Origin of the sequence: Azospirillum sp. (assembly GCF_035627195.1) — a bacterium.
GTDB lineage: Bacteria > Pseudomonadota > Alphaproteobacteria > Azospirillales > Azospirillaceae > Azospirillum.
In genome coordinates this window covers 1-26,544 of record NZ_DASPMG010000178.1, presented here as the reverse complement: position 1 = coordinate 26,544, position 26,544 = coordinate 1, and the positions used below count along the sequence as shown (strand labels likewise).

Sequence of the window (26,544 nt, the reverse complement as noted above, 5' to 3'; positions counted from 1 at the left end):
GCCATGGCGCCGGCCCTGGCGCACGACGTCAACATCGCCTTCGCCTGGGGCGGCACCTGGGGCCTGCTGGCGCTGGGGCTGATCGCCGGGTCGCGGACGCTGGAGACGCGCTTCGTCGCCGACGCGCCGGCCAAAGGGAGGGCCGGAACGGCACGGCGGCGCCCTCCGGCGGCCATGAGCGCGTGCGTGGCGACGCCGCTGGCGCTCGGCACCGTGGCGGGGACCGCGGCCGGCCGCGCCATGGCCGGCCCCGGCGCCGCGGCGGCGGCACCGGGGCGCGGACACACGCTGTTCACCGCCGCCGGCGACGTCGTTCAGGCCGACCCCGCGCGCGCCGCCGAGATGGCCGTGGCCGGGCTGGATCTCGACCGCATCGACACGGTGGACATCCTGGCGACCGAGCGCGAGTCCGACTTCGTCCTCCACCTCGTCCGGCGGCTGGAGGTGCACCCGGTGCAGATCGCGCTCCTGACGCACGAGCCCGCGCTGGTCGCCCGCGTGTGGCGGGAGGCGCCGCCCTTGATGCGCATCATCATCGTGCCGCGCCCCATGGGCCGGGCGGACGCCATGATGAAGCGCGCGCTGGACGTGACGGTGGCGGCGCTGTGCCTTGCCCTGCTGTCGCCGGTGATGCTGCTGGTGGCGGCGCTGATCAAGCTGGATTCGCCGGGGCCGGTGTTCTTCCGCCAGGACCGCGTCGGCTACCGCAACCGCATCTTCCGCATCTACAAGTTCCGCACGATGCACGACCGTGCCGCCGACCCGCTGGCCGACCGCCTGACGGAGCGCAATGACCCGCGCGTCACCCGCTTCGGCGCCTTCCTGCGGCGCAGCAGCATCGACGAGCTGCCGCAGCTCATCAACGTGCTGCTGGGCGACATGTCGCTGGTGGGGCCGCGCCCGCACCCGCTGAACGCCAAGGCCGGGCAGTCGCTCTACGCCGAGGTGGTGGACCGCTACGCCACGCGCCACCGCGTCACGCCGGGCATCACCGGCTGGGCGCAGGTCCACGGCTGGCGCGGCAACACCGACGACGAGGAGAAGCTGATCCGCCGGTGGGAACACGACATGTTCTACATCGAGAACTGGTCGATCTGGTTGGACATCCAGATCCTCCTCGTGACGCCCATCGTCCTGCTGACCGGCAAGAACGCCTACTGACCCCGGGTCGGAGAGCGGAAGGAGGGACCGATGGCCGTCGACATCGCGATCTGGAGTCTGTTCGGCGTCACGGCGCTGCTGGGCCTGTACCCGTTCGGCCCCTTCCAGGCGACGCTGTGGCTGGTGCGCCGCGTGCGGGGCGTTCTCCCGGCGCCGCGGCCGGGCTTCACGCAAGAGCCGGGCGGACGCGTCGCCGTGCTGCTGTGCGCCTACAACGAAGAGGCGGTTCTGCGCGACAAGATCGCGAACACGCTGGCGTTGGATCCCGGAGACGGCAGCGTGGAACTCCTTCTCTACGTGGACGGCGCCACCGACGGCACGCTGGCCATCGCCCAGGACTGTGCCGATCGTTACGGCGACCGCGTCACGCTGGTGGCGTCGGCGGAGCGACGCGGCAAGGCCTATGGCGTGCGCCAGCTTCTGGCCCGCTGCACGGCGCCCATCGTGGTGTTCACCGATGCCAACGTCGCCATCGCGCCGGACGCCGTCACCCGCCTGCGCCGCTACTTCGCCGATCCGGAGATCGGCTGCGTGTGCGGCCACCTGTCCTATGTGAACGGCGAGGAATCCGCCACCGCCGGGGTGGGTGCGCTGTACTGGCGCCTGGACGAGTGGACCAAGCAGCTGGAGACCGACACCGGCAGCGCCATGGGCGCCGACGGTTCCCTGTACGCCGCGCGGCGGGACTGCCTGCCCAACGAGGCGGAGGACCTGTTCGACGACCTGTTCGTGTCGATGAGCATCCTGGCGCAGGGCAAGCGCGTGGTGCGCGCCCCCGACGTGCGGGCCTGCGAGATCCACGTCAGCGACCCGGCGGAGGAGTTCCAGCGCAAGATCCGCATCAGCTCCCAGTCCTTCACCATCCACCGCCGCCTGTGGCCGCGCCTGCGCCGGCTGGACGCCTGGACGCTGTACCAGTACCTGGGCCACCGCTATCTGCGCTGGGTCGGCGGCTACAGCCTGGCGCTGGCGGGCGTGCTGTTCGAAATCGGGCTGGTGCGCGCCCTGGGGCCGGTCGGCGGCACGGCGGCGGCGCTGCTGCCGGCGGTGCTGCTGGGGCTGGGCTGGGTACTGCGCGTGCGGCTGGCGACCGGCGTCGTGAACATCGCGCTGGCGCTGCTGGCCACCTCCATCGGCGTGTACATGTCGCTGGCCGGCCGGCGCGCCGTGACCACCTGGAAGCCGGCGCAGAGCGTGCGCAGCCGCTTCCCCACCGTGTCGGGCTGAGGCGGGGCGTCGCATGCGGATCCTGATGGTCGATCCCCCCGGCTTCACGCCGGCCTACGACGCGGCGCTGGTGGCGGGCCTGCGGGGGTTGGGGCACGAGGTGCTGTTCGTCACCGCCGCCGGGACCGGCGATTGGGCCATGGACCCGCCGCCGGAGGCGTGGTTCTACCCGGAACAGACGTTCGCCACGGTGCGGAGGCTGCCGGCGCCCGTGCGCCGGGGCATCAAAGCGGCGAGCCACCTGCTGTCCATGCGCCGGCTCATCCGGCGGGCCGAGGCGTTCCGCCCGGACGTCATCCATTTCCAGTGGATGCCGCTGCCGGTGGTGGACGCGCGGCTGCTCGGCCGGCTGCGGCGCATCGCACCCGTGGTGCTGACCGTGCACGACAGCACGCCCTACAACGGCAGCCGGCAGGCCCGCCTGCTGGGCCTGGGGACGGAGGCGCTGTGGCGCGGCGTGGACCATCTGATCGTCCACACCGCGCAGGCGGCCGAGCAGTTCGTGCAGGGCGGCCACCGGGCGGACGGCGTGTCGCGCATCGCGCACGGCCTGCTGCACGAGGAGCTGATCCCCCGGAACGCGCCGCCCCGCGCGGCGGACGGCGTGCTGCGCCTGCTGCAGTTCGGCAAGGTGCAGGACTACAAGGGCGTCGACGTGCTGCTGCGCGCCGTCGCCCTGCTGCCCGACGGGGCGCGGCAACGGCTGCGCGTCACCGTGGCCGGCAAGCCGTACCTGGACACCAAGCCGCTGGAGGAACTGGCGGCGGCCTGCGGGCCGGGCATCGTCCGCCTCGACTTCCGCTTCCTGCCGGACGCGGAGCTGGGGCGCTGCATCGCCGAGGCCGACGCGCTGGTCTTTCCCTACCGGCAGATCGACGTCAGCGGCGTGCTGATGGCCGCCATGGCCTTCGGCAAGCCGGTCGTCGCCTCCAACCTTGGCGGGTTCGCCGAGATGCTGGCCGGCGGCGAGGAGGCGCTGCTGGTCGAGCCCGGCTCGGCCGAAGCGCTGCGCGACGCGCTCCTCCACCTTCTCGACGCGCCCGAGCGGCTGCCCGGCATGGCGGCGGCGATGGCGCGACGCGGCCGTGACCTGCCGGACTGGCGGGCCATCGCCGCTCGCACGGCCGATGCCTACGCCCTGGCACGCCACACCCATCGGCAACGACCGGGCCACCAGGAAACGGGCATCGCGACCCAATCCGAACGGGAGACTGTGAATCCATGACCAAAAGCGTTCTGGTGACCGGCGGGGCCGGGTATGTGGGAAGCCACGTCGTCCACGAACTGGTGGTGCGGGGGTTCGACGTCACCGTGCTGGACAACCTCCAGCAGGGTCATCCGGAGGCGGTGCCGCAGGACGTGCCGCTGATCGAGGCCGACCTGCGCGACGCCGAGGCCGTGCGCCGCGTCTTCCAGCGGCACCGCTTCGATGCGGTCATGCACTTCGCCAGCAACGCGCTGGTCGGCGAGAGCATGGAGATGCCGTTCCTCTACCTGAAGGACAATCTGGACGCGGCGCTCAATCTGGTGGGCGAGGCGGTGCGGCACGACGTGGACAAGTTCGTGCTGTCCTCCACCTCCAACATCTTCGGCAACCCCGAACGCTTTCCCATCGACGAGGAGTGCCGCGACGACCCCGGCAGCCCGTACGGCGAAAGCAAGCTGATGATCGAGAAGGTGCTGGCGTGGATGGACCGGGTGTACGGCCTGCGCTCCGCCTGCCTGCGCTACTTCAACGCGGCCGGCGCGCACCCCGACGGCATCCTGGGCGAGGACCACGACCCGGAGACGCACCTGATCCCCATCGTGCTGGACACCGCCGCCGGGCGCCGCCCGCATGTGGACGTCTACGGCACCGACTATCCCACGCCGGACGGCACCTGCATCCGCGACTTCGTGCACGTGTGCGATCTGGCGGACGCGCACCTGCGGGCGCTGGACCGGCTGGACGAGCGCAGCTGGCGCTTCAACATCGGCAGCGGCCACGGCTTCTCGGTCCGGCAGGTGATCGAGACGGCGGAGCGCGTCACCGGCCGGCCGATCCCCGTGCGCGAGGTCGGGCGGCGGCCGGGCGACCCGGCGGTGCTCGTCGCCTGCTCCGACCGGCTGCGGGCGGAGCTGGGGTGGGAGCCGCGCTTCTCCAGCCTGGAATGCATGCTGGAGACGGCCTGGGCGTGGCGTGTCGCGCATCCCAACGGCTACGGCCGGCGGGCCAAGGCGCCGAAGGTCAACGTCGCGCCGATCCGGCAGGCGGCCATGGCGATCGGGCGGGTCCATGACCAGTCCGCCTGATACCAATCCGCCTAATCAGGATACGGGTGCGGCGGCGCTCGCCATCATCGCCCGCGACCGGCTGTCGCGGCAGGCGATGGCGACGCTGCTGCGCACCTACGGCTTCCCGGTGGCGGCGAGTGCGGCGACGGTGTCGCATCTCGCCCGCCAGGCGGCGGTCAACCGCATGCGGGCGGTGGTGCTGGCGGCCGAGGGCGACCTGATGGAGACCTGCGACGCCGTCCGCATCCTGCGGCGCGATTGGCCGCGTGCGGCGGTCGTCGTGGTCGCCGCCCGGCCGTCCGAGGGAGAGCGGGCCAGCTACCGCAAGTGCGGGGCGGCGGCGGTGATCGAGCGCGACGCGCCGCCCATCCGCCTCGTCCGCTGCCTGGAGATCGTCACCGAGCCCGAGGGGGCGGCGGAGGGGACGGTGGTGGCCGCCCCGGCGCCCGATCTGGCGCCGGGCGACGCGGAGATCCTGGCGCTGCTGGCCACCGGGGCGACCAACCGGCAGGTGGCGGCGGTGCTGCGCCTGCCGGAATCGGCGGTGGCGGCGCGGCTGCGCGTGCTGCGGCTGAAGACGCGCCTGCGCAACCGCACGCAGCTCGCGCTCTGGTCCTGCACCATGAGCGCCGACGGCGGGGGCGCCCCATGACCGTCTGGGCGGACTGGAGCCACCCCCCCGCAGCCGCGCCGGCCGCCGCCAACGCCGCCATTGCCGCCGTCGAGCGCGACGTGGTGTGGGCGTACGGGGTGATGCTGTTCGCCATCTTCATCCTGCACCGCTTCGGCGTGCCGGCCGCCGGGTCGGAGGTGCCGCTGATGTTCCCGATCTGCCTGGCGGGCCTCGGCTGGCTGATGCTGCGCGGGCGGGCGTTCGTGGAGACCGGGCGGCTGATCCTGCTGGCCGCCTTCGCCGCCGCCGCCGCGCTGTCGGCGCTGGCCAACGGCGGCAGCCTGTCGTGGACGTCGCTGGCGCTGCTGTTCGCCATCTACATCCCGATGGTGCTGGTGATGCCGGTCAGCCCGGCCACGCGGCTGCGCTGCCTGGACCTGTTCCAGCGATTCGTGCTGTTCGTCTGCGTGGCGGGCGCCATCCAGTTCCTGGCGCAGTTCGTGATGCCGGGGCCGCGCCTCTTCACCTTCGCCGGGATCGTGCCAGAGGCGCTGCTGCGGCCGGGGTCGCACACGGTGATCCCGCTGCCGGCGCGCGCCGGCCTGTACAAGAGCAACGGCTTCTTCCTGGGCGAGCCGTCGTCGCTGTCGCAGTTCGCGGCGCTGGGCCTGATCGTGGAACTGCTGTACTTCCGCCGCCGGCTGTTCCTGCTGGCCTGCGTGGCGGGGCTGGTGCTGTCCTATTCGGGCACGGGGCTGGTGCTGCTGGCCGCCTTCCTGCCGCTGGTGCTGTTCCGCACGGCGGGGTTCGGCACCACCGTGCTGCTGGGCCTGCTGGGCCTGCTGGTGGTGGGGTTCGGGGAGCTGATCTACCTGGACGCCATCACCCAGCGCGCCGAGGAGTTCAACAGCCCGCATTCCAGCGGTTTCGCGCGCTTCCTCTCGCCGCTCTACGTGCTGGACCGGGTGATGCACCAGAACCCGTCGGCGATGCTGTTCGGCTTCGGTCCCGGCTCCATCACCAACTATCTGGCGGGGCTGGAGTTCACGGCGCACGACCCGACGTGGATCAAGCTGCTGTTCGAATACGGCGCGGTCGGCTTCCTGACCTTCGCCGCCTTCATCGCCTACGGGGTCTTCCACGGTTCGCGCTCATGGATCCTCGGCGGCGCGCTGCTGTTCTTCTATTGCTTCCTGGGGGGATTCCTTCTCACGCCGCTGGGCGGCTACGTGATGCTGCTGCTGGCGATTCTGCCGCGTGAAACCCAGTCGCGTGAAATGATGGCCCCGGCCGGGGCGGAAAGGGGTGCGGCGCCGTGGCCGAGGGCAAGCTGACGCATCCGGCCGCGGTGTGGGCCGTCGTCGAGACGGCCATCAACACCGGGGCCTCCATCGCCGGGCTGGTCCTGGTCGCCCGCCTGCTGGGGCCGGAGCATTTCGGCACCGCCGCCATGGTCGTGCTGACGGTGGAGATCCTGTCGCTGCTGACCGGCGGCCTGTTCATCGACGCGATGATCCAGGCCCGCACGCTGGAGCGGGAGCACACCAACGCCGCCTTCTGGATGAACATCGCCATGACGGCGGTCCTGGCGGTGGCGCTGACGCTGGGCGCCCCGGCCTTCGCGCGGCTGATGGACGAGCCGGACGTCGCCGGCATGCTGCCCTGGGGGGCGCTGACGCTGCTGGCGCACGCCTGCGGGGCGGTGCCGATCGCGCTGCTGCGCCGGCGCATGCGCTTCCGCGACCTGGCGGTGCGCACGCTGGTGGCGCGGCTGGCCTCCGTGGCGGTGGGCGTGGGCCTCGCCTGGGGCGGCTTCGGCGCCTGGGCGCTGATCATGCAGCAGATGACGCTGCACGGCGTCGGGGCGGTGTCGCTGTGGATCATGGGCGACTGGCGGCCGGGCTTCGCCACCACCCGCCGGCACGCGGGCGAGCTGCTGCGCTTCGCCGGAGTGTGGCTGGGGGCGGAGTTCGTGCTTCTGATCGCCAAGCCGGCGTTCCAGCTGCTGATCGGCGCCTTGTACGGGCCGGCGACGCTGGGCCTCGTCAACCTCGTCTTCCGGGCGGTGGAGACGCTGTGGGGCACGCTGTTCGTCGCCGTGCGGCAGCTCAGCATGTCCGTGTTCGCGCGCAGCCACCACGATCCGGAGGAGCTGCGGGCACTGACCCTGCGCTCGGCCGAGCTGTCGTGCTTCCTGCTGCTGCCGGTGTTCGGCGCGCTGGCGGCCTCGGCCCACCCGCTGATCGAGGTGGTGTTCTCCCGCCAGTGGCTGGCCGCCGTGCCGATGTTCCAGGCGCTGGCCGTATGGGCGATGCTGTCGGCCGTGCTGTCCGGCACCACGGCGCTGTTCACCGCCACCGCCAACGACCACCAGCGCTTCGTCCTGAACCTCGTCGACGTCGGGGTGGGCGTGCTGGCGCTGGCCGCGTGCTCCGGCCTGGGCGCGCTGGCGGTGGGGGTCGTGTGGAACGTCCGCGCGCTGGTCCGCATGCCGGTGCAGTACTGGATGGTCAGCCGCATCGCCGGCTTCACCGGCGGGCAGCTGGCCGCCGTGGTGGCGCCGCCCTTCGCCGCCGCCGTCGGCGGCGTGCTGCTCGGTGCCGGGGTCGAGCTGGCGCTGCGCGGCGACGTGCCGCCGGTCGTGGCCCTGGTGGCGGCGGCCGGCAGCGGCACGCTGGCCTATCTGGCGCTGCTGGCCGCCGCGGCACCCCGGCGCCTGCGCTCGCTCCTCGGCACCGTCCTCAACCGTCCGCACGCCCGGCGCCCGGCGCCGGCCCTTTCCGAGCCTGACCCATCCGCAGCCGCTGGGCCAACGCCATGAACACTTCCGACGCCCTCGCCCCTTCCATCGACGGCGGCGCCGAGACCCGGGCCGGTGCAACGGCCGACACGGCCACCGCACGGCCGCGCCTGACGGTGCACCTGTGGCATGGCTACGGGGTCAACACGTGGCGCGCCGCGCAGCGCGCCGGTGGCGCCCCCAACCCCGACCACACGCCCTACAGCTACCATCTGTTCGCCGACGGCGGCTTCGACGTCCGCTTCTCCGAGGACCGGAAGGAGGGGCCGGTGGGCCGCTTCCTGCGCCGGGCGGTGAACCGCGTGGTGGGCTGCGACATCCTGCACGCGCTCCACAACCGCCACCGCATCCTGGGTGCGGACGTGGTGTGGACCCATTCGGAGCGCGAGGCGGCGGCGGTGGCGCTGCTGCTGGCGCTGTGGTCCGTGCTGACGCTGGGGCAGGGGCGCGCACCGCAGCTGGTGACGCGCATCGTCTGGCTGCTGGACGACTGGGGGGCGATGGGGTGGCGGCGGCGCGCGCTGTACCGCCGCCTGCTGGGCCGGGCGACCTTCGCCATGATCTCCCACCGCGAGGCGGACGTGCGGGCGCTGCTGCCGGAGGCGACGGCGCAGCGCGTGCCATGGGGCATCGACCTCGACGCCTTCCTGGGCGTGCGGCCGGACGGGGCGGGCGCCGTGCACGACCCGGTCCGCGTGCTGTCGGTCGGCAACGACGTGCACCGCGACTGGGACGCGCTGTTCGGCGCCTTTGCCGGCGACCGGCGCTATGCGCTGCGCGTGCTGACCCCGCGCCGCCTGCCGGTGCCCGACGGGGCGGACAACGTCGAGCTGCGCAAGGCGCGCGGGGCGGAGGACGTGAAGGCCGGCTACGCCTGGGCCGACGTGGTGGTGCTGCCGCTGCGCCACAACCTGCACATCTCCGGAATCACCGTGTTGATGGAGGCGGCGGCGGCCGGCGTGCCGATCGTCGCCACGCGCCAGCCCGACCTGGACGAATACCTCGGCGACGGGGAGGTGCTGTACGTCGCCGACAACGACCCGGCGACCCTGCGGGCGGCGGTGGACGCGCTGGCCGCCGATCCGGAGCGGCGCCGGAACATGGCGGCGGCGGCGCAGCGCCGGCTGGTGGACGGCAACCACCGGCGGGAGACCTACGTCCGGCACTGCGCCGCGGTTTGCCGGGAGGCGCTGGAGCGCGCGACCCGGCCGGAAGGCCGGCAACAGGCGACCCGGCCGGAAGGCCGGCAACAGGATGGCCAGGGTGAAACGGCCCGGCGGAGGGATGACGCATGACGACGCACGACCTGAACCCGTTCCATCAGCGCTGGGTGCCCGCCCGGCTGGAGCACGGCGGCACGGAGGTGGCCCACCCGCCGGCCCCCGCGTCCGACAGCCGCGCCCTATCGCTGTCGGAGCTGACGGCGGCGATCCGGCGGCGGCGCTGGGCCTTCTTCATCCCGCTGATCGGCATCCCGCTGGGCATGGCGGCCTACCTCCTGACGGCGACGCCGCTGTACGTGGCGAACACCACGGTGATCTTCGACCCCAGCACGGTCGACCTGGGGCCGGTGAAGGAAATCTCGGTGGCCGAACAGCCGCCGCTGTTCACGCTGGGCAACCAGTTGCACATCATCGCGTCCCAGGACATCGCCGGGCGCATCGTCGACAAGCTGCATCTGGACCGCAACGACGAGTTCACCGGCCTGAACCAGGATCCGTCGATCGCCGCGCAGGCGATGGGCTACCTGCGCGAGAACGTCATCAAGCCGATCAAGGCCGCCTTCCGCCCGGAGGAGGCGCCGCCGCCCTTCGTGCCGCGCACCCCGCGCGAGCTGGCCATCGACACGCTGATGAAGAACCTGCTGGTGGTGCCGCGGCGGGAATCCAGCGTCTACGACGTTTCCTTCACCTGGAGCGACCCGAAGCTGGCGACCGCGGTGGTGAACGAGCTGTCGGACGCCTACGTCGCCGACCACCGGCGCCGCAAGACCGAGGCCGTCAAGGACACCACCGCCCGCCTGAACGCCCGGCTGACCGAGCTGCAGCAGAAGGTGCTGGCGGCCGAGGCGCACATCGACCAGTACCGCTCGGAAGCCGGGCTGCACCGCGGCGTCAACTCCACCATCCTGACCGAGGCGCTGAGCGAGGCGACGAAGGAACTGGTGACCGCGCGCAACGACCTGTCGGCGCTGGAGGCCAAGCTGGCCGAGACGCGGCGCGCGGAGAAGCAGCGCGGCTCGGCGGGCGGCGTGCCGGACGCCGTCGCCTCCGACCTGATCCGCCAGCTGCGCGACCGCGAGGCGCAGCTGGCCGCCCGCGAGGCCGCGGTGGCGAGCAAGATGGGCAGCATCCACCCCGACCTCGTCGCCATCCGGCGCGAGCTGGGGCAGGTGCGCGCGGCTGTCGGCGCCGAGGTCCGGCGCATGTCGGAGAGCACGGAATCCGCCTACAACGCGGCGCGCGGGCGGGTGGAGCTGATCGAGCGCACCATCAACGACCTGAAGGAGCAGGTCGCCCGCGCCGGCGAGGCGGAAACCACCCTGCACGGAATCGAGCGCGAGGCGGCGACCAGCCGCGCGCTGTACGAGGCCGTCCTGCAGCGCTCCATGGGGGCGGACCTGCAGCTGGACGCGCAGGAGCCGCAGGCCCGCGTGCTGTCCTACGCCAGTGTGCCGGAGAGCCCGCGCTTCCCCAACATGCCGCTGTTCGGCGTGCTGTCGCTGGTGGTGGGCTCGCTGGTCGGCGTCGGCGGCGTGGTGCTGCGCGAGAAGATGGACGGCACCTTCCGCAGCGTCGCCGACCTGGAGGAATACACGGGCGTGCGCCATCTGGCGTCCATCCCGCGGGTGCGGTGGAACCGCCTGCGGGCGCGCGAACCGTACATCATCGCCAAGCCGATCTCGCGCTTTTCCGAGGCGATCAAGGCCATCCACACGGCGCTGTGGATGAACGACTTCCGCAGCCGGGCGGTGATGATCACCTCCGCCCGCGCGGAGGAGGGCAAAAGCAGCACGGCGGTGGCGCTGGCGCGCCTGGCCGCGGCGGCGGGGGAGCGGGTGGTGATCGTCGATTGCGACCTGCGCTGCCCGGCGGTGCACACCATGCTGCGCCTGCCCAACGACGTGGGCTTGGCGCAGGTGGTCGAGGGCAAGTGCGATCTGGCCGACGCGCTGAAGGTGGACGAGGCGACGGGGCTGAGCGTTCTGGTGGCCGGGACATCCATGGCCGACGCGCCGCGCATCCTGATGTCCGCCCGCATGCGGGAGATCAAGCAGGATCTGGCGCTTGCCTATGATCTCATCGTTCTGGACACGCCGCCGACCCTGTCGGCGCCCGACGCGCAGATCGTCACGCAGATCGCCGACACGGCGCTGTTCTGCGTGAAGTGGGGCGACACCGGCCGCACCGCGGTGATGGCCGGCCTGCGCAAGGTGGCCGAGACGGGGCTGGGCATCTTCGGGCTGGTGCTGACCCAGACCGACCCGCGCGCCGCCAGCCGCGGCTACCCGGACCAGGACATGGGCGACGCGCGGTACAGGAAGTACTATCGGGATTGAGGGGCGGCTTGGGAAAGCCATTGCCCCCTCCCTAACCCTCCCCCGCTTCGCAGGGGAGGGGACTGCCGCCGCTTCGGCACCAAACCCTCCACCTCGAAGAGGGGGAGGGTGGCTGAGCGTCAGCTCTCGCGCAAACCAAAGGTTTGCGCTGACGCGGCAGGCGGATCGCAGATCCGCTGAGAGCGAAGCCGGGAGGGGGCTACCGCTGCCACAGCCTGCGCAATGCCCGCGTGTAGCGCCGCGGGTTCAGCACCGCGCGGTAGGCGTGGCGCATCGGCACCTCGTTCAGGACCTTGGCCAGCATGTCCGGGTGGACCACGTCGAGGTCGGCCGGATCGCGCGGCTGGCCGAGCGCCGGCACCTCGGCGCCGGGCTTGACGTACAGGATCACGTTCTGCCGGTACCACCACGCGACGTCCGGGTTGGACCAGACGCGTGGCCGGATCGCGTCGTAGGCGCGGTAGCCGTGCCGCAGGAAGCGGCGCGCCCAGTCGCTCTGCCAGCGCTCGGCGACGTGGTTGACGCCGCCCTGGTAGGGGACGGCGGCGGAGAACAGGATGCGGTCGGACAGCCCGACCAGCAGTTCGACGAAGCGGTCGGAAGAGTCCGGCGGCAGATGCTCGGCCACCTCCACCGACATGGCGAGGTCGAAGCGGCGGCCGAGGTCGAGGCAGCATGCCGACAGATCGGCGTAATGGAATGCGATTCCCTCGGCGTCCTCGTGCTGGTTGCGGCTCCACGGGCCGTCGACGCCGGTGACGTCGGATATCCCCAGCTCGCGCGCGGTGCGCAGCCACGTGGCGGCGCCGCAGCCGACGTCGACGAGGCTGCGCGGCGCGAACAGCTCCTTCGCGATGGTCAGGATGATGCGGGAGGAGGCGCTGCTGCCGCCGCGCTGTCCCTCATAGAAGGCCGCGTCGTAGGCGGTGGTCGGTCGTGTCTGCACGGTGTCCCTCGCGTTCCGGGTGCGCCATGGCAGGCCTGATCGGTTGCCCGTCCAGACAAACAGCCGCGCGCACCCCTCATCACGAGGCCATCACTCACGAGGCCATCACCAGGATGTCGGTGTTGGCGAAGCTGCGGACGTTGAGCGTGGCGATGACCACCGCGGCCCCCGCGCCCGACCCGTCGGCGTCGTAGCTGAGCACCCCCGTCGCCGTGTTGAAGACGAACCACTGGTCGGCCGTCGCCGGGTTGTCCAGCGCGAAGCGGCCGGCGGAGAGCGCGCCCGCGGGCAGCGAGCCGAAGTTCGGGCTGTAGAGGACGATCTTGTCGGTGCCCGCCTCGAAGTCGGTGATGGTGTCGCCGCCGTCGGTCGCGCGGTCGTAGCGGAAGGCGTCCGCCCCGGCCCCGCCGCCCAGCGTGTCGGCCCCGGCCCCGCCGTTCAGCGTGTCGTTGCCCAGGTTGCCGAACAGCGCGTCGCCGTCCAGGTTGCCGAGGATCGCGTCGTCGCCCTGGCCACCGAACATCAGGTCGGCGCCCTGGCCGCCGAACATCATGTCGCTGCCCATGTTGCCGTACAGGACGTCGCCTTCCAAGTTGCCGTAGGCGACGTCGTCGCCCTGGCCGCCGAACAGCGCGTCGCCGCCCTGGCCGCCGAACAGGCTGTCGGTGCCGAGGTTGCCGTACAGTTGGTCGTCGCCCAGGTTGCCGAGGACCGCGTCGTCGCCGCCGCCGCCGGCCGCCGTGTCGTCGCCCTCGCCGGCGTAGAAGGTCTGCGCGGCCTCGTCGCCCAGAAGCGAGTTGGCGCCGGTTCCGCCGGTCACCATGGCCGCCCCCACCACCGACAGGAAGCCCACACCGTCCACCTGCACCGGCGCGCCGGCCGGCAGGGAGCGGGCGTCGAGCAGCATGGCCGTGTTGGCGTCGCCGCTGAGCACGGTGGCCGCCGTGGGTGCCGCCGCGCTGACGGTGACGTTCCGCCCGGCGGCGTAGTTCGCCAGGCCGCTGGCCACCTGCGGGTTGGAAATGCCGCGCGCGGCGGCCGCGCTGAGGAACGCCGTCTCCGTGGGGTTGGCCGCCGCCTGCACGATGTTGGCCGTGGTGGTGGGCTTGGTCGTGGTGGTCGTGGTGGAACCGCCGCCACCCCCACCACCCCCTCCTCCGCCGCCACCCCCACCACCTCCGCCGCCGCTGGTGCCGGTGGTGGTCGTGGTGCTCGTGCCCGTGCTGCTGGTGGGCGTGGTGATGACGGTCGGGGTGGTCGGGGACATCACGCTGTTCAGCACGATGTTCTGGGGGACGAAGTTCTCCACCCGCTGGTTCTGGAGCAGCACCGTCTCGCCGTTGTCGAGGGTGAGGAGCACGTCCGCCCCCTGCTGGCGCATGGCCGCCTTCACCGCCGCGAAGTCGGTCAGGCCGTAGCCGCTGATGGCCAGGACGTCGCTGTCCTCCGCGGTGCCGGTCTTGAAGTCGGTGATGGTGTCGTAGCCGCGGCCGGCGCGGATCCAGAACACGTCGCGCCCCAGGCCGCCGGTCAGCATGTCGTCGCCCGCGCGGCCGTCCAGCAAATCGTTGCCCTTGCCGCCGCGGATGGTGTTGCTGAGCGCGTTGCCGACGATCTGCACGCCGTAGCTGGAGCTGACGTAGGCGTTCTCGACGTTCAGCGGCAGCGTGTAGTCGGCCCACAGGTCCAGCGTGTCGACGCCTTCGTTGGCGTACTCGACGATGGACTGGCGGAAGTCGGTGACGCGGTAGGTGTCGTTGCCGGTGCCGCCGATGCGCGGGATGGTGTCGCCATAACGGGTGCTGATGTAGTCGTCGCCGGCCGTGCCCACGTAGGTGCCGTCGGGCACGCGGTAGCCCCAGGGCTGCGGCGCCACGGCCGGCGCGGAGCGCGCGGCGGCCGGCGCGGTGACGTGCACCGGGTCGGGCACGGAGCGCGCCGGGGAGGGGATGGCGACCGCGCCGGGCTGGTCCGAATAGGCGCGGATGTAGTCGATCTTCATCTCGGCCGGGAAGGGCGTGGACTGGTCCGGCCGGCCCGGCCAGTTGCCGCCCACCGCCAGGCTGGCCAGGATGTACATGGGCGTGTGCATGTTTTCCGGCGTGACGAACTGGCCGATCGCCTGCCCGTCGAAGTAGTAGGTGATCGTCGACGCCGTCCAGTTCACGCCGTAGGTGTGGTAGCCGTCGGTCACGTCGCCCATCACCTCCACCCAGTCGTTGCCGGGGGCGGACGAACCCTTCACGTCGATGGCGTTGATGTGGATCTGGTGCGGCTTGTCGCCATGCACCTCGAACACGTCGATCTCCGGCGGCCAGCGCTTGCTGGTCGGCAGCATCCAGAAGACCGGCCACAGGCCCTTGCCCTCGGGAAGCTGGGCGCGCATCTCGAAGTAGCCGTAGGTCTGCGCGAACGATGTCTCGGTGGTGATCAGGCCGGTGTCGTAGGGCAGGTTGTGTACGTTGGAGCCGGGGGCGGCCGTGATGACCAGGGCGCCGTTCTGCAGCCGGAAGGGATGGGTGCCCACCGTGGCGTCGGAGTAGTAGCCCAGCTCGGCGTTGCGGCTGAGAACCCGGTCGCCGAAGTAGAACTTCGTCTTCCAGCGCGCGTCGCCGTTCGGGCTCCAGCTGAACGTGTCGAACTCGTCGGCGAAGGTCAGGACGTAGCTACCCAGATCCATGATGGAGTCCTTGCTCAGGCGGATTTTTGTCGTTGTTTCGGGCGCGCGACCGTCCGTTCCGCGGCGCGACCGGCTGCGCGCGGTTGGAAAGTGACGCGGGTCTTTGCAAGATGCGTCGTTGTGCGGAGTCGAAGCCGTTCGTCCCGTGAACGGCGAAGGTAAGTAGAAGGGAGAAAGTGTGCTGTTTCTACACTCGGTGTTCGACCATTGCGTGTTGTCGAAATCGATTTTGCGCCGGGCTTGTTAAGGCAACGTAAAGAGACATTTTTGGGCGTCGCGGCAAAGTTGTGACATTCTTGGGACACGCCGGCCGGCCGCCCCGCCGCGTCACGGAATGGAGCCGGATGGCGGTTTCGGGTGTTCCATCATCGAGAGAACGCGATGGTTGCGCAGGGCTCCACGCCCGGCTGACGAGGCCGCCTCGGGGGAAACAAGGGGACACGGATGCCGGCGGGGCCGGCCGCGGATGAACACGGATCAAAATCATTCATCCGTGTTCATCCGTGCGAAATCCGTGTTCATCCGTGTCTCGACACGCCGTTTTCCCCGTGAGCCGCTTTCGGCACGCAGGGACTATGGCCTTGGGCGCCCGCGCCCCAGCCACGTCAGGAGCGCGCCCTTGGACCCCTACATCGCCGTGCTGACCGGCGTCGGCCTGCTGATCCTGCTGGTCGCGTGGCTGCCCATGCTGCTGCGCGAGATGCCGCTGTCGCTGCCCATCGTGTGCGTGGGCATCGGCTTCCTGGTCTTCCGCTTCCTGGCCCCGGCGGGGGGCGAGCCGCCGCACCCCCTGCGCTTCCCGGAACTCACGGAACGGCTGACCGAGCTGGTGGTCATCGTGTCGCTGATGGGCTGCGGGCTGAAGCTGGACCGGCCGATCGGGTTGCGGGCGTGGCGGGTGACGTGGCGGCTGCTGGCCGTCACCATGCCGCTGTGCATCATCGCCCTGGCGGTGATGGGCTGGGCCATGGCCGGGCTGGGCGTGGCGGCGGCGGTGCTGCTGGCGGCGTCGCTGGCGCCGACCGACCCGGTGCTGGCGGCCGACGTGCAGGTGGGACCGCCGCAGTCCGGCGAGGAGGACGAGGTGCGCTTCGGCCTGACGTCGGAGGCCGGGCTGAACGACGGGCTGGCCTTTCCCTTCACCAACCTCGCCATCGCGCTGGCGCTGCACGGTGCCGCGGTGGGGGAATGGACGTGGGAATGGCTGGGATACGACGTCGCATGGAAGCTGGGGGCCGGGCTGGCGGCGGGGTGGGGGATCGGCGCGGTGCTGGGCTGGCTCACCTTCCACCTGCCGAACCGCGCCAAGCTGTCGAAGACCGGCGACGGCTTCCTGGCGCTGGGCATGACCTTCCTGGCCTACGGCCTGACGGAGATGGTGCACGGCTACGGCTTCATCGCCGTGTTCGTGGCGGCCGTCGCCTTCCGCCACGCCGAACGCAACCACCGGTTCCATGAGCGCCTGCACGACTTCGCCGAGCAGATGGAGCGGCTTTTGATGATGGTGGTGCTGGTGCTGTTCGGCGGCGCCCTGGCGCACGGGCTGCTGGACGCGCTGACGTGGCCGGCGGCGGTGTGCGGCCTGCTGTTCCTGATCGTCGTGCGGCCGCTGGCGACGTGGGTGGGCCTGCTGGGCACCGGGCGCCCGCTGGAGGAGGTGATGGCGCTGGGCTTCTTCGGCATCCGCGGGGTGGGGACGCTCTACTACCTCGCTTACGCCTTGGGGGAGGCGGAGTGGGCGCAGGCCGAACTGGTGTGGGCCATGGCGGGGTTCGTCGTGCTGGTCTCCGTCCTGGTGCACGGCACGACGGTGACCCCGGCGCTGCGCCGGCTGGACGGGCGGCGGGGTTCCGCTAGTCCCGCCGCTCGGGAGATGGCCGAGTGAGTGCCGCGATGCGCTCGTCCACGTAGCGGGCCATGAGGTCGGGGGCCGACGCGCCGAACATGCGGATGCGCCCGGTGTGCGCCAGCAGCAGCAGGCCGGCGGCGTGCGCGAAGGCGTCGACCGTCAGCAGGTCCGCCTCCTCCCGCGTGGCGCCCAGCGCCTCGGCGGCTTCGGTGATCGGCCGGAGGGCGGCGGCGAGGCCGGCGTTCAGCCGCTCGTCCCGCTCGCGGCCCAGGCCCTTGGGCTTCATGCCGCCGCGAAACAGGTAGAAGCCCAGGTCGAGGTCGCGCGGGTTGCGGGCGTAGAAGTCGAAGAAGGCCAGTGCCGCCGCGCGCAGCCGCGCCGCCGGCGCGGTGGCGTGGGCGACCGCCGCGCCCACCGCGTCCCGCAGGCTGGCGAGCGAGGCCTGCAGCACCTCGGCGTAGATCGCCTCCTTGGATTCGAAGTGGAAGTAGAGGGCGGCGGGGGTGTAGCCGGCCTCCGCCGCGATGGCGCGCAGCGAGGCGCCGTCCAGCCCCTCGGCCTCGAACACCGTGCGCGCCGCCTCCAGGATCAGGCCGCGTTTCAGCTCCTTCACCGCCCGGGCCCGTCCCTGCCTGCGCTCCGCCGCCATGCGATCCCTGCTCCGAATACCGCTTGACGAATTTTCTAACACCGTTCAATTCTGTGAACAAGGAACAAAGCCACGGGAGGGACGCCCCATGCTGATGACCGCCGCCGACTACCGGGAGTCGCTGCGCGCCTACAGGCCGCGCGTGTTCGTCAACGGCGCCGCCGTGGACAGCGTGGCGGACGAGCCGCTGCTGGCCCCCGGCGTGAACGCCGTGGGCGTCACCTACGACTTCGCGCACAAGGCGGAGCACCGCCTGCTGATGACGGCGCGCCAGGGCACCTCGGGCAAGACCGTCAACCGCATGCTGCACATCGACGAGACGCCGGACGACCTGCTGCGCAAGCTGGAGGCGGTGCGGCTGGTGTGCAGGGCGTCGGGCTGCGCCCAGCGCTACCTGACGCACGACGCCTTCAACGGCATCTTCCAGGCCACGAAGCGGGCCGACGACGCGCGCGGCACCGACCTGCACCAGCGCTTCCTCGCCTACATGCACCGCGTGCAGGACGAGGATCTGACGCTGGGCATCGCCATGACCGACGCCAAGGGCGACCGCTCCAAGCGGCCCGGCGCGCAGGCGAACCCGGACGTCTACGTGCACATCAAGGAGCGGCGGCCGGACGGCATCGTCATCCGCGGCACCAAGGCCATCGTGACCGGCGCCCCCTACATGCACGAGTTCCTGGTCATGCCCTGCCGCACCATGACGGCGGAGGACGCGGACTTCGCCGTGTGCTGCGCCGTGCGGGCGGACGCGCCGGGCGTCACCATCGTGGCGCGCCCCGCCGGGCGGCCGGGGGAGGCGGGGGCCAGCTTCACCGGCCGCTACGGCCAGTCGACGGGCGTGGTCATCTTCGACGACGTGTTCGTGCCGTGGGACCGCGTGTTCATGGCCGGGGAGCATGAGGAGGCCGGCTTCCTCACCACCAGCTACGCCACCCACCACCGGCATTCCTGCATCGGCGCGCGGGCCGGCTTCGGCGACCTGCTGATCGGCGCGGGTGCCCTGATGATCGAGGCGAACGGCCTGGACCCCGACCGCCACGCCCACGTGCGCGACGCGATGGTGGAACTGATCACCATCACCGAGGGCTTCTACGCCTGCGGCGTCGCGGCCTCGGTCTACGCCACGCAGGACCCGGCCGGGAACGTCATGCCGGACGCCGTCTTCTCCAACATCGGCAAGTTGCTGCTGGCGACGAAGATCTACGACATGCACCGGATCGCGCACTACGTCTCCGGCGGCCTGATCGTAGCGCTGCCCGGCCCGGACGAGGACCACAATCCGGAGACCCAGGCGTCGCTGTCCGCCGTGCTGGCCGGCCGGCCGGACATTCCGGCCGCGCAGCGCATGGAGGTGGCGCGCTTCATCGAGGATCTGACGGTGTCGCACCAGGGCTCCTGGTACTCGGTCATCTCGCTGCACGGCGGCGGCTCGCCGGAGGCGATGAAGCGCGAGATCTGGCGCAACTACCCGGTCATGGAGAAGGTGGAACTGGTGGAGACCCTGCTGGACCGCGGCGTGGTGGACGAGGGACAGCGCGTGTCGAAGCAGCCGGGGCGCTGCTGCCCGACGGGGTGCGAGGTGCCGGATTCCGTTGAGGGGGTCGGTGCCAGGTGATTGCGTGTGTGTGCCCCCTCCCGCCCTCCGCTGGCGCTCCGGGCACCCTCCCCCTCTTCGAGGTGGAGGGTTGGTCGGCGCTCGGCGGCAGTTCCCTCTACCGCAAAGCGGGGGAGGGTTAGGGAGGGGGCAAAACGCTCACTCTCTGCCGACGCTTTCCGCCTCCAGGATCGCCCCCCGCACCGCGTCCGCATCCAGCGGCCGCTGGAAGTGCCCGATGTAGGGTGCCGCGCACGTCCGCTCGGCGATCAGGCGCAGCCCTGCGTCGTCCGGCGCCGCCCAGCCCAGGTCGGCGAGCCGCACCGGTAGGCCGAGGCTGGCGACGAAACCAGCGAACTCCGCGATCTCGTCCGCCGGGCGCTGCTCGGCGCAGAGTTGCACGATGGTGCCGTAGGCGACCATCTCGCCGTGCAGCGCGCCGGCCATGGCGGGAATCGCCGAGAAGCCGCGCAGCAGCGCGTGCGCCAGCGACAGGCCGCCACTCTCGAAGCCCAGGCCGCTCAGCAGGACCGTGGCCTCCACCACGGTTTCCACCGCCTCGGTGGTACGGTGCGCGGCGACGTCGGCCAGTGCCTCCGCGCCATGCCCGCGGATCACGTCGTAGCAGCGGTCGGCCAGCAGGCCGGCGGTGCGCGGCGGGCGGGTGCCGAAGAAGTTGCGGGCATCGGGGGCCACGGCGCACTGCCCGGCCTCGAACCGCTTGCTCAGCGCGTCGCCGATGCCGGCGCGGAAGAAGCGCACGGGGGCCTGCACCACGAAGTTCGTGTCGACCACCACGGCGTCGGGGTTGCGGCGCATCAGCTCGACCCCGGCCACCCGGTGCGCCTCGTCGTACAGCACGATCAGGCGACTGGTGGGGGAGTCGTTGGAGGCGATGGAGGGGGCCACCACCAGCGGTACGCCGCACGCCTTGGCGATGCCCTTGCTGGTGTCGATGGTCTTGCCGCCGCCCAGTGCGACGACGCTGTCGGCGCCGGCCGCGCGGAAGGTCGCCGCCAATTCGGCGATGGTGGCGGCGGTGCATTCGCCGGGGAAGTGCAGGGGGTGGACGGCGAGGCCGGCGGCTTGCAGACGCTGGGACAGGGGGCCGAGCAGCGCGTCGGACACCACCGCGTCGGCGACGATGGCGGGGGCGCGCACGCCGAATTCGGCCAGCAAGGCCGGGATCTCGGCCGAGGCGCCGGGGCCTTGCAGGTAGCGACCGGGGAAACCCATGGCGCGGATCGTCATGTGCGATCTCCCTGGCGGTCTGCGTGGCGGGCGAGGATGGCGTGCAACTCGTGGTTCAGGCCGGACAGGCGGGCCTGCGCCTCCTTGTAGACGGCGAACAGGTCGTCGTAGAGGGCGCGGTTGGCGGGGTTGGGCGCGTGCCGGGCGGCGACGTGCACGGTGCGGGCGACGGCGTCGGCGGCGTCGGCATAGATGCCGGTGCCGACGCCGGCCAGCAGGGCGGCGCCGAAGGAGGCGTCGGTGCAGGCCGGCAGCAGGATTTCGACACCCAGCACGTCGGCCACGGTCTGCCGCCACACCGCCGACTTGGCCCCGCCGCCGATGATGCGGGCCGACGCGATCGACAGCCCCTCCGCCGCGAAGCCGCCCATGCAGTCGCGCAGGCTGAAGGCGATGCCTTCATAAAGGGCGCGGACGAAGTCGCCGGCCGCGTGGCGCATGGTGACGCCCATGAAGTCGGCGCGCAGCAGCGGGTCCCAGTAGGGGGAGCGCTCGCCGTTCAGGTAGGGGTGGAAGATCATGCCGCCGCTGCCGGCCGGGCTGCGCGCGGCGGCCTCGTCCATGGCGGCGAAGGCGCTGCGGCCGTCGCGCTCCCAGCCCTGGAACAGCGTGTCGCGCAGCCAGCGGTGGGCCGAGGCGCAGCTGTTGGTGCCGGTGATGCTGTACCACTGGCCGGGCGTCACGTAGGGGTAGTTGATGACCGACCGGCTGGGGGCGACGGTGTCGCGGATGACGCTGACCGTGCCGGCGGTGGCGAGCTTCACCGTGGCGGCGCCGGGCGCCGCGGCACCGCCGCCGAACGCCTCCACCGCCGTGTCGGAGCTGCCGCAGACCACCGGCGTGCCGGCGCGCAGGCCGCACGCGGCGGCGGCCTCGGCGGTCACCGTGCCCACCACCGCGTCGGGGCGCACGGCAGGCGGCAGCTTGGCCGGGTCGAAGCCGGACAGTTCGACCAGCGTTTCCGACCACACGTTCCGCCGGATGTCCCACAGCAGCGTGCCCACCGCGTCGGTCACGTCGGTGGTCCAGTCGCCGGTGAGGCGGGAACGCAGCCAGTCCTTGGCGACGTAGAGACGGGTGGCGGCGCGCAGGCTCTCCGGCTCGTGCCGCGCCAGCCAGCGCAGCTGGCACAGCGTCCAGGTGGGGGAGGGGCGGTTGGCGCCGGTCTCGACGATGAAGGCGCCGTGCGCCTCGTCCAGTTCGCGGGATTCGGCGCCGCTGCGCTGGTCGCTCCACAGGATGGCCGGGCGCACCGGGCGGCCGTCGTCGTCGGTCAGCACGGGGGTGTGGGCGCCGGCGCTGAAGGAGATTGCGGCGACGGCGTCGGCCGGCACGCCGGCCTGTTCCAGCGCCGCCGGTACGGTGGCGCGCACGGCGTCCCACCAGTCGGCCGGGTCCTGCTCGGTCCAGCCGGGGTGCGGCTGGTGGGTGGTGAGGTCGCGCGAGGAGGCGCCCAGCACGCGGCCGTCCGGCGCCACCACCATCGACTTCAGGCTGCCGGCGCCGATGTCGATGCCCAGGAGGCAGGCGTCCTCACGCGGCATCGCTGGCCTCCACGCTCAGGCCGGCGGTGAAGGCGGCGATGTCGTCGGCGATGCGGTAGCCGTAGACGCAGCGCTCCTGGCAGACGCGCACGGCGTCCAGGTCGCGCAGGCTGCGCACCACGTCGGCGCGCGGCGGGAGGTGCCCGTGCGCGATGGCGTAGCAGAGGTAGGCCATGGCCGACGGCAGGCGGCTTTCCGGCGGGCCGGCGGTGGCGCCCAGCGCGCTGCGGCAGGGGTTGGGGCAGACGGCGCAGATGCGCAGGGGTTCGGGCAGCGGCGGCATGAAACGTCTCCCCGTCAGATGGCGAGCTTGCCGGGATTGAGCAGGTTGTCCGGGTCGATGGCGCGTTTGAGCGCGCGCAGCAGGTCCATCCCGGCGTTCAGCTCCGTCTCCAGCCACGGGTTGCGCAGGAAGCCGGAGCCGTGGTGGTGGCTGATCGACACGCCGCGTTCCAGGCACAGGGTCTGCACCGTGTCCCACAACGCCTCGTGCAGGCGGTAGCCCTGCTCGGACGGCATCGGCGGCAGGCGCAGCGTCATGTACTGGCAGGCCCCTTCCGGATAGGTGTGCGACCAGTGGGCGGCGAAGTAGACCTCCGGGTGCACGGCGCGCACGGCGGCGGCCATGTCGTCGTACAGCGTGTCGAGTGCCCGCCAGGGGGCGGTGACCTCGATGGTGTCCATGTAGCGCCCGGCCGCCTGGTGCTGCGGCGAATAGGACTGGTAGCGCACGGATGTCCACGCCTCGTACGCCGCGTCGCCCAGGCGCACGCCGCCGTTGGCGGTGACGTGTTCCAGCGCCACGTCGCGTTCCGCCTCGGCCAGCCGGCGCGGGCCGGAGAAGGCGAGGATGCACAGGAACGGGTGTGCGGGCGGCAGCGGTTCCCCGGCCGCGCGGTGGGCACTCTCCGTGGCGTCGTACAGGCGCGTCATCAGCGGGCGCACCTCGTCCTGCAGCATCCCGCGCAACGCCGCGAAGGCGGCGGGCAGGGTGGGGAAGGCGACCACCGCCGGCTCGGTGTAGGCGGGCAGGCGCCAGACGCGCAGGGTCAGGCGGGTGATGATGCCCAGCGTGCCCTCGCTGCCGATCAGCAAGTCCTTGATGCTGGGGCCGACGGCGCGCCGCGCGGCGGGCAGCACGTCCAGCACCTCCCCATCCGGCAGCACGGCGCGCAGGCCGATGACGATGTCCTCGATCTTGCCGTAGCGCGCCGACACCTGCCCGGCCCCCCGGCAGGCGGCCCAGCCGCCGACCGTGGACATGTGCAGCGACTGCGGCAGGTGGCCGGAGGTGTAGCCGCGGGCGTTCAGTTCCTCTTCAAAAGCACCGCCGTTGGTGCCGGCCTCCACCGTCACCGTGCCGTCGACCTCGTCCAGGTCCACGATGCCGGACAGCCGCTTGGTGTCGACCACCAGTTCGCCGTGCAGCGGCACCGCCCCGCCCAGCACGCCGGACCCGGCGCCGTAGGGGACCAGGGCCACCTTGCGCGCCCGCGCCCAGCGCACCACCGCCTGCACCTCCGCCTCGCTGCCCGGCCGCGCGATGGCGATCGGCAGCGTGCCCGGCAGCCGGCCGTCGCGGAAGCGGAAGGTGCTGTAGGGCGCGCGGTCGCGGGCGTAGGCGATGCGGTCGGGCAGCGAGGACAGCACGTGCGCGGGGCCGCCGGCGGCAGCCTCCAGCTCGCGCAGCCAGTCGTCGGGCGCGGTCGCGGCCTCGATGCCGTCTTTCAGAAGCGTGGGCAAGGTCGTCTCCTCCTCCTGTCGCCGCGCATCGTGGCGCAGGCAATCGTTTGTCCAAGTGGGGCGATCAGCCCCGCGGCGGGGCGCAGGAGCCCCGCTCGATGAGTCCCTCGGGAGCCAGGCGGCGTTCCAGGCGCCGTGGCTGCCCGTCGATCTGCCCCTCGATCTGCCCCACGATCTGATCGATCACCGCGTCCACCGCGTCCGCACCCATCGCCTCGGTGGGGAAGCGCACAGTGGTCAGCGGCGGCGTCACCATCTCCGCCACCGGCGCGTCGTGCAGTGCTATGACGGACACATCCTCCGGCACCCGCCGGCCGGCGTCCGCCAGGGTGCGGAGCGCGCCGATGCCGCTCAACAGCGTGGTGGCGAAGACCGCCGTCATACCGGCGTTCAGCAGCGTTGCCATGGCCACCCGCCCGCCCTCGAAGCTGTACTCGGCCGGCACCACCAGCCGCGCCTCCGGCGCCACGCCGGCCTCGCGGAGTGCCCGCTCGTACCCCTCGCGGCGGCGGATGGCGTTGTAGCGGCCGTGCGGGCCGGCGATGTGGGCGATGCGCCGGTGCCCCAGGCGCAGCAGGTGCGCGGTGGCGAGGTGCGCGCCGGCCTCGTCGTCGGCGGAGACGAAGTTCGGCACGCCCGGCGCCTCGCGGTTCACCAGGACGCAGGGCAGACCCAGGCGTTCGAAGAACTGGTGCGCGTCGCCGGCCATCATCAGCGTGGCGATCACCACGCCGTCGACGCGGATGGAGCGGACCAGATGCTCCAGCCGCTCGCGCTCCTGTGCGGCGTCGCGCACGTGGTAGGTGACCAGCGCGAAGCCGCGCGCGGCGGCCGCCCGCTCCGCCCCTTGCGCGATCTGCTGGAACACGGGGTTGTCCAGCTGCGGCACCACCAGCGCCAGGCAGTCGGTGCGCTGGGTGCGCAGGCCGCGCGCCAGCGGGTTGGGGGAGTAGCCCAGGTCGCGCGCCACCTGCTCGATCCGCTCGCGCGTCTCCGGCCGGACGTTGGCGCCCGACGCGCCGCGCAGCACGCGCGACACGACGGAGCTGTCCACCTCGGCCAAGCGGGCGACGTCGCGCAGGGTTGGCGGGCGCTGGGTGGGCGGCCGCTGGGGGCGGGGTTCGGTCATCCCTTGACGGCTCCGGCGCTCAGGCCCTGGATGAAGTAGCGGGACAGGAAGGTGAACATGACGAAGAGCGGCAGCGCGATCAACGTCGCCCCCGCCATCGCCTCGCCCCAGCGCATGTCGAAGGCGCCGATCATGGAGGCCAGACCCACCGGCAGCGTCTTCTGCGCGTCCGACGACACCAGCACCAGCGCGTAGGCGTAGTCGGTCCAGGACAGCAGGAAGGAGAACACCGCCACCGTCACCACGCCGGGCAGCGACAGCGGCAGCACCACGCGCAGGAAGGCGCCCAGGCGGCTGCAGCCGTCGACCATCGCCGCCTCCTCCAGGTCAAAGGGCATCGCCTTGAAGTAGCCCCACAGCAGCCAGACACCCAACGGCAGCGTCAGCGTGCAGTGGGCGATGGCCAGCGCCAGCAGGCTGTCCGATATGCCCAGCCAGACGAAGATGCCGTACAGCGGGATCGCCAGCAGCAGCGGCGGCAGCATGTAGACGTAGAGCATCGTCATGACGATCAGCGTCTTGAACGGGATGCGCAGCCGCGTCAGCGCGTAGGCGATCATGGTGGAGCAGACGATGGTGATGACGACGACCGCCGACGCCACCAGGATCGAGTTGCGGAACTGCGTGGGATAGTCGGTCAGCGTCAGCAGCACCTCGTAGGATTCCAGCGAGAACGGGCCGGGCGCCAGGGTAGGCACCTGGAACAGCGCGTTGGGATCGCGCAGGCTGGAGATCACCATCCAGTAGAACGGGAAGGCGGAGTAGGCGACGATCGCCAGCGCGGCGAACCCCAGCCCGGTGCGGCGCAGCCCCTGCCGCGCCCGCCGCGACAGCCCGGCGGAGCGCCGGTCCTCCCGCGCCTCCGCGCGTATGTCCGTAGCGGTCTGGCTCATCGGCGGTCCTCCAGCGGGAACAGGCGGAAGTAGATCAGCACCAGCACCGACAGCAGCAGGAAGGAGATGCTGGCCACCGCCGCTCCGCCGCCCACGTCGAACAGCGAAAAGGCGCGCTTGTAGGCCAGGATCGGCAGGTGCTCCGTGGCACCCAGCGGGCCGCCCTTGGTCATCAGCCAGATGATGTCGAACTTGTTGAACATCCAAATGCCGCGCAGCAGGACCACCACCGTCAGCACCGGCGCCAGCTGCGGCAGGGTGACGTGCCGGAAGCGGTTCCAGGCGCCGGCCCCGTCCACCTTGGCGGCGTCGTACAGCGACTGCGGGATCGACTGCAGCCCGGCCAGCACGCACACCGTGACGAACGGCGTCCACAGCCACACCGACATGGCGATGGTGGAGGCCATGGCCGCCACCGGATCCTCGAACCAGGGGATGGTGCCGAGGCCCACCTCGCGCGCCAGCACGGTGAGGATGCCGACCGACCCGTCCATCATCCACTGGAAGGTCAGCGCCACCACCACGGTCGGCAGCAGGTAGGGCAGCACCACGAAGCCGCGCGCCAGCCGCCGGCCGGGGAAATGCTCGTTCAGCACCAGCGCGAAGGCGATGCCCAGCACCACCTGCAG

The 26,544-nt window shown here is 71.9% G+C and carries 21 protein-coding genes; 11 read left to right on the top strand and 10 right to left on the bottom strand.

What is annotated here, in order from left to right:
• From VED21_RS16500 to VED21_RS16460, 9 genes are all read left to right on the top strand, one after another.
• Nucleotides 1-1,161: exopolysaccharide biosynthesis polyprenyl glycosylphosphotransferase (locus VED21_RS16500; protein WP_324883903.1), on the top strand; the 1,161-nt coding region annotated here is incomplete at its 5' end.
• Between the two features lie 30 nt (nt 1,162-1,191).
• The gene (locus VED21_RS16495) at nt 1,192-2,388 is read left to right on the top strand and encodes a glycosyltransferase (protein ID WP_324883901.1); all 1,197 of its coding nucleotides are present in this window, start codon (nt 1,192-1,194) and stop codon (nt 2,386-2,388) included.
• A gap of 13 nt (nt 2,389-2,401) precedes the next feature.
• Nucleotides 2,402-3,613, top strand: coding sequence for a glycosyltransferase family 4 protein (locus tag VED21_RS16490; RefSeq protein ID WP_324883899.1), 1,212 nt, complete (start codon nt 2,402-2,404; stop codon nt 3,611-3,613).
• Nucleotides 3,610-4,680 (top strand): UDP-glucose 4-epimerase GalE, encoded by a 1,071-nt coding sequence (gene galE, locus VED21_RS16485; RefSeq protein WP_324883897.1) that lies wholly within the window; start codon nt 3,610-3,612, stop codon nt 4,678-4,680. The genes VED21_RS16490 and galE overlap by 4 nt, the downstream gene beginning before the upstream one ends.
• The gene (locus VED21_RS16480) at nt 4,664-5,314 is read left to right on the top strand and encodes a helix-turn-helix transcriptional regulator (RefSeq protein WP_324883895.1); all 651 of its coding nucleotides are present in this window, start codon (nt 4,664-4,666) and stop codon (nt 5,312-5,314) included. Before galE ends, VED21_RS16480 begins: the two co-directional genes overlap by 17 nt.
• Nucleotides 5,311-6,609: a hypothetical protein gene (locus VED21_RS16475; protein ID WP_324883894.1), complete on the top strand. Its 1,299-nt coding sequence runs from the start codon at nt 5,311-5,313 to the stop codon at nt 6,607-6,609. The genes VED21_RS16480 and VED21_RS16475 overlap by 4 nt, the downstream gene beginning before the upstream one ends.
• Nucleotides 6,591-8,096, top strand: coding sequence for a lipopolysaccharide biosynthesis protein (locus VED21_RS16470; protein WP_324883893.1), 1,506 nt, complete (start codon nt 6,591-6,593; stop codon nt 8,094-8,096). Before VED21_RS16475 ends, VED21_RS16470 begins: the two co-directional genes overlap by 19 nt.
• Complete coding sequence (locus VED21_RS16465; protein ID WP_324883892.1) at nt 8,093-9,370, top strand: glycosyltransferase family 4 protein; 1,278 nt, start codon at nt 8,093-8,095, stop codon at nt 9,368-9,370. Before VED21_RS16470 ends, VED21_RS16465 begins: the two co-directional genes overlap by 4 nt.
• The gene (locus VED21_RS16460; protein WP_324883890.1) at nt 9,367-11,634 is read left to right on the top strand and encodes a GumC family protein; all 2,268 of its coding nucleotides are present in this window, start codon (nt 9,367-9,369) and stop codon (nt 11,632-11,634) included. Before VED21_RS16465 ends, VED21_RS16460 begins: the two co-directional genes overlap by 4 nt.
• 199 nt (nt 11,635-11,833) lie before the next feature.
• Here VED21_RS16460 and VED21_RS16455 read toward each other — a convergent pair whose 3' ends face one another.
• On the bottom strand, nt 11,834-12,580 hold the full coding sequence (locus VED21_RS16455) for a class I SAM-dependent methyltransferase (protein WP_324883888.1): 747 nt from the start codon (nt 12,578-12,580) through the stop codon (nt 11,834-11,836).
• Nucleotides 12,581-12,674: 94 nt separating this feature from the next.
• A complete protein-coding gene (locus VED21_RS16450; RefSeq protein WP_324883886.1) occupies nt 12,675-15,260 on the bottom strand; it encodes a family 16 glycosylhydrolase in 2,586 nt (861 codons plus the stop codon).
• A 619-nt stretch (nt 15,261-15,879) separates the two neighbouring features.
• Between VED21_RS16450 and VED21_RS16445 the strand changes: the two genes are divergently transcribed.
• The gene (locus VED21_RS16445; protein ID WP_324883884.1) at nt 15,880-17,145 is read left to right on the top strand and encodes a cation:proton antiporter; all 1,266 of its coding nucleotides are present in this window, start codon (nt 15,880-15,882) and stop codon (nt 17,143-17,145) included.
• On the opposite strand, the gene VED21_RS16440 is transcribed toward VED21_RS16445, so the two are convergent.
• Complete coding sequence (locus tag VED21_RS16440) at nt 17,114-17,758, bottom strand: helix-turn-helix domain-containing protein (protein WP_324883882.1); 645 nt, start codon at nt 17,756-17,758, stop codon at nt 17,114-17,116. The genes VED21_RS16445 and VED21_RS16440 overlap by 32 nt on opposite strands.
• Before the next feature lie 88 nt (nt 17,759-17,846).
• Here VED21_RS16440 and VED21_RS16435 point away from each other — a divergent pair, with 88 nt between their 5' ends.
• Nucleotides 17,847-19,376: a 4-hydroxyphenylacetate 3-hydroxylase family protein gene (locus VED21_RS16435; RefSeq protein WP_324883880.1), complete on the top strand. Its 1,530-nt coding sequence runs from the start codon at nt 17,847-17,849 to the stop codon at nt 19,374-19,376.
• 138 nt (nt 19,377-19,514) lie between these two features.
• Here the strand turns inward: VED21_RS16435 and VED21_RS16430 are convergent, their stop codons facing one another.
• The 7 genes from VED21_RS16430 to VED21_RS16400 form a co-directional block, all read right to left on the bottom strand.
• Nucleotides 19,515-20,606, bottom strand: coding sequence for a glycerol dehydrogenase (locus VED21_RS16430; RefSeq protein WP_324883878.1), 1,092 nt, complete (start codon nt 20,604-20,606; stop codon nt 19,515-19,517).
• Entirely contained in the window at nt 20,603-22,150 is a 1,548-nt protein-coding gene (gene xylB / locus VED21_RS16425) for a xylulokinase (protein ID WP_324883876.1), read from the bottom strand. Before xylB ends, VED21_RS16430 begins: the two co-directional genes overlap by 4 nt.
• Nucleotides 22,140-22,433 carry a hypothetical protein gene (locus VED21_RS16420; protein ID WP_324883874.1) on the bottom strand — a complete coding sequence of 98 codons (294 nt, stop codon included), beginning with the start codon at nt 22,431-22,433 and terminating at the stop codon, nt 22,140-22,142. Before VED21_RS16420 ends, xylB begins: the two co-directional genes overlap by 11 nt.
• Before the next feature lie 14 nt (nt 22,434-22,447).
• Nucleotides 22,448-23,893: an FAD-binding oxidoreductase gene (locus VED21_RS16415; protein WP_324883872.1), complete on the bottom strand. Its 1,446-nt coding sequence runs from the start codon at nt 23,891-23,893 to the stop codon at nt 22,448-22,450.
• A gap of 64 nt (nt 23,894-23,957) precedes the next feature.
• Nucleotides 23,958-25,022 carry a LacI family DNA-binding transcriptional regulator gene (locus VED21_RS16410; protein WP_324883870.1) on the bottom strand — a complete coding sequence of 355 codons (1,065 nt, stop codon included), beginning with the start codon at nt 25,020-25,022 and terminating at the stop codon, nt 23,958-23,960.
• Complete coding sequence (locus tag VED21_RS16405; protein WP_324883868.1) at nt 25,019-25,915, bottom strand: carbohydrate ABC transporter permease; 897 nt, start codon at nt 25,913-25,915, stop codon at nt 25,019-25,021. Before VED21_RS16405 ends, VED21_RS16410 begins: the two co-directional genes overlap by 4 nt.
• Nucleotides 25,912-26,544, bottom strand: a 633-nt coding sequence (locus VED21_RS16400) for a sugar ABC transporter permease (RefSeq protein WP_324883866.1), incomplete at its 5' end; no start/stop codon positions are given. The genes VED21_RS16400 and VED21_RS16405, both read right to left, overlap by 4 nt.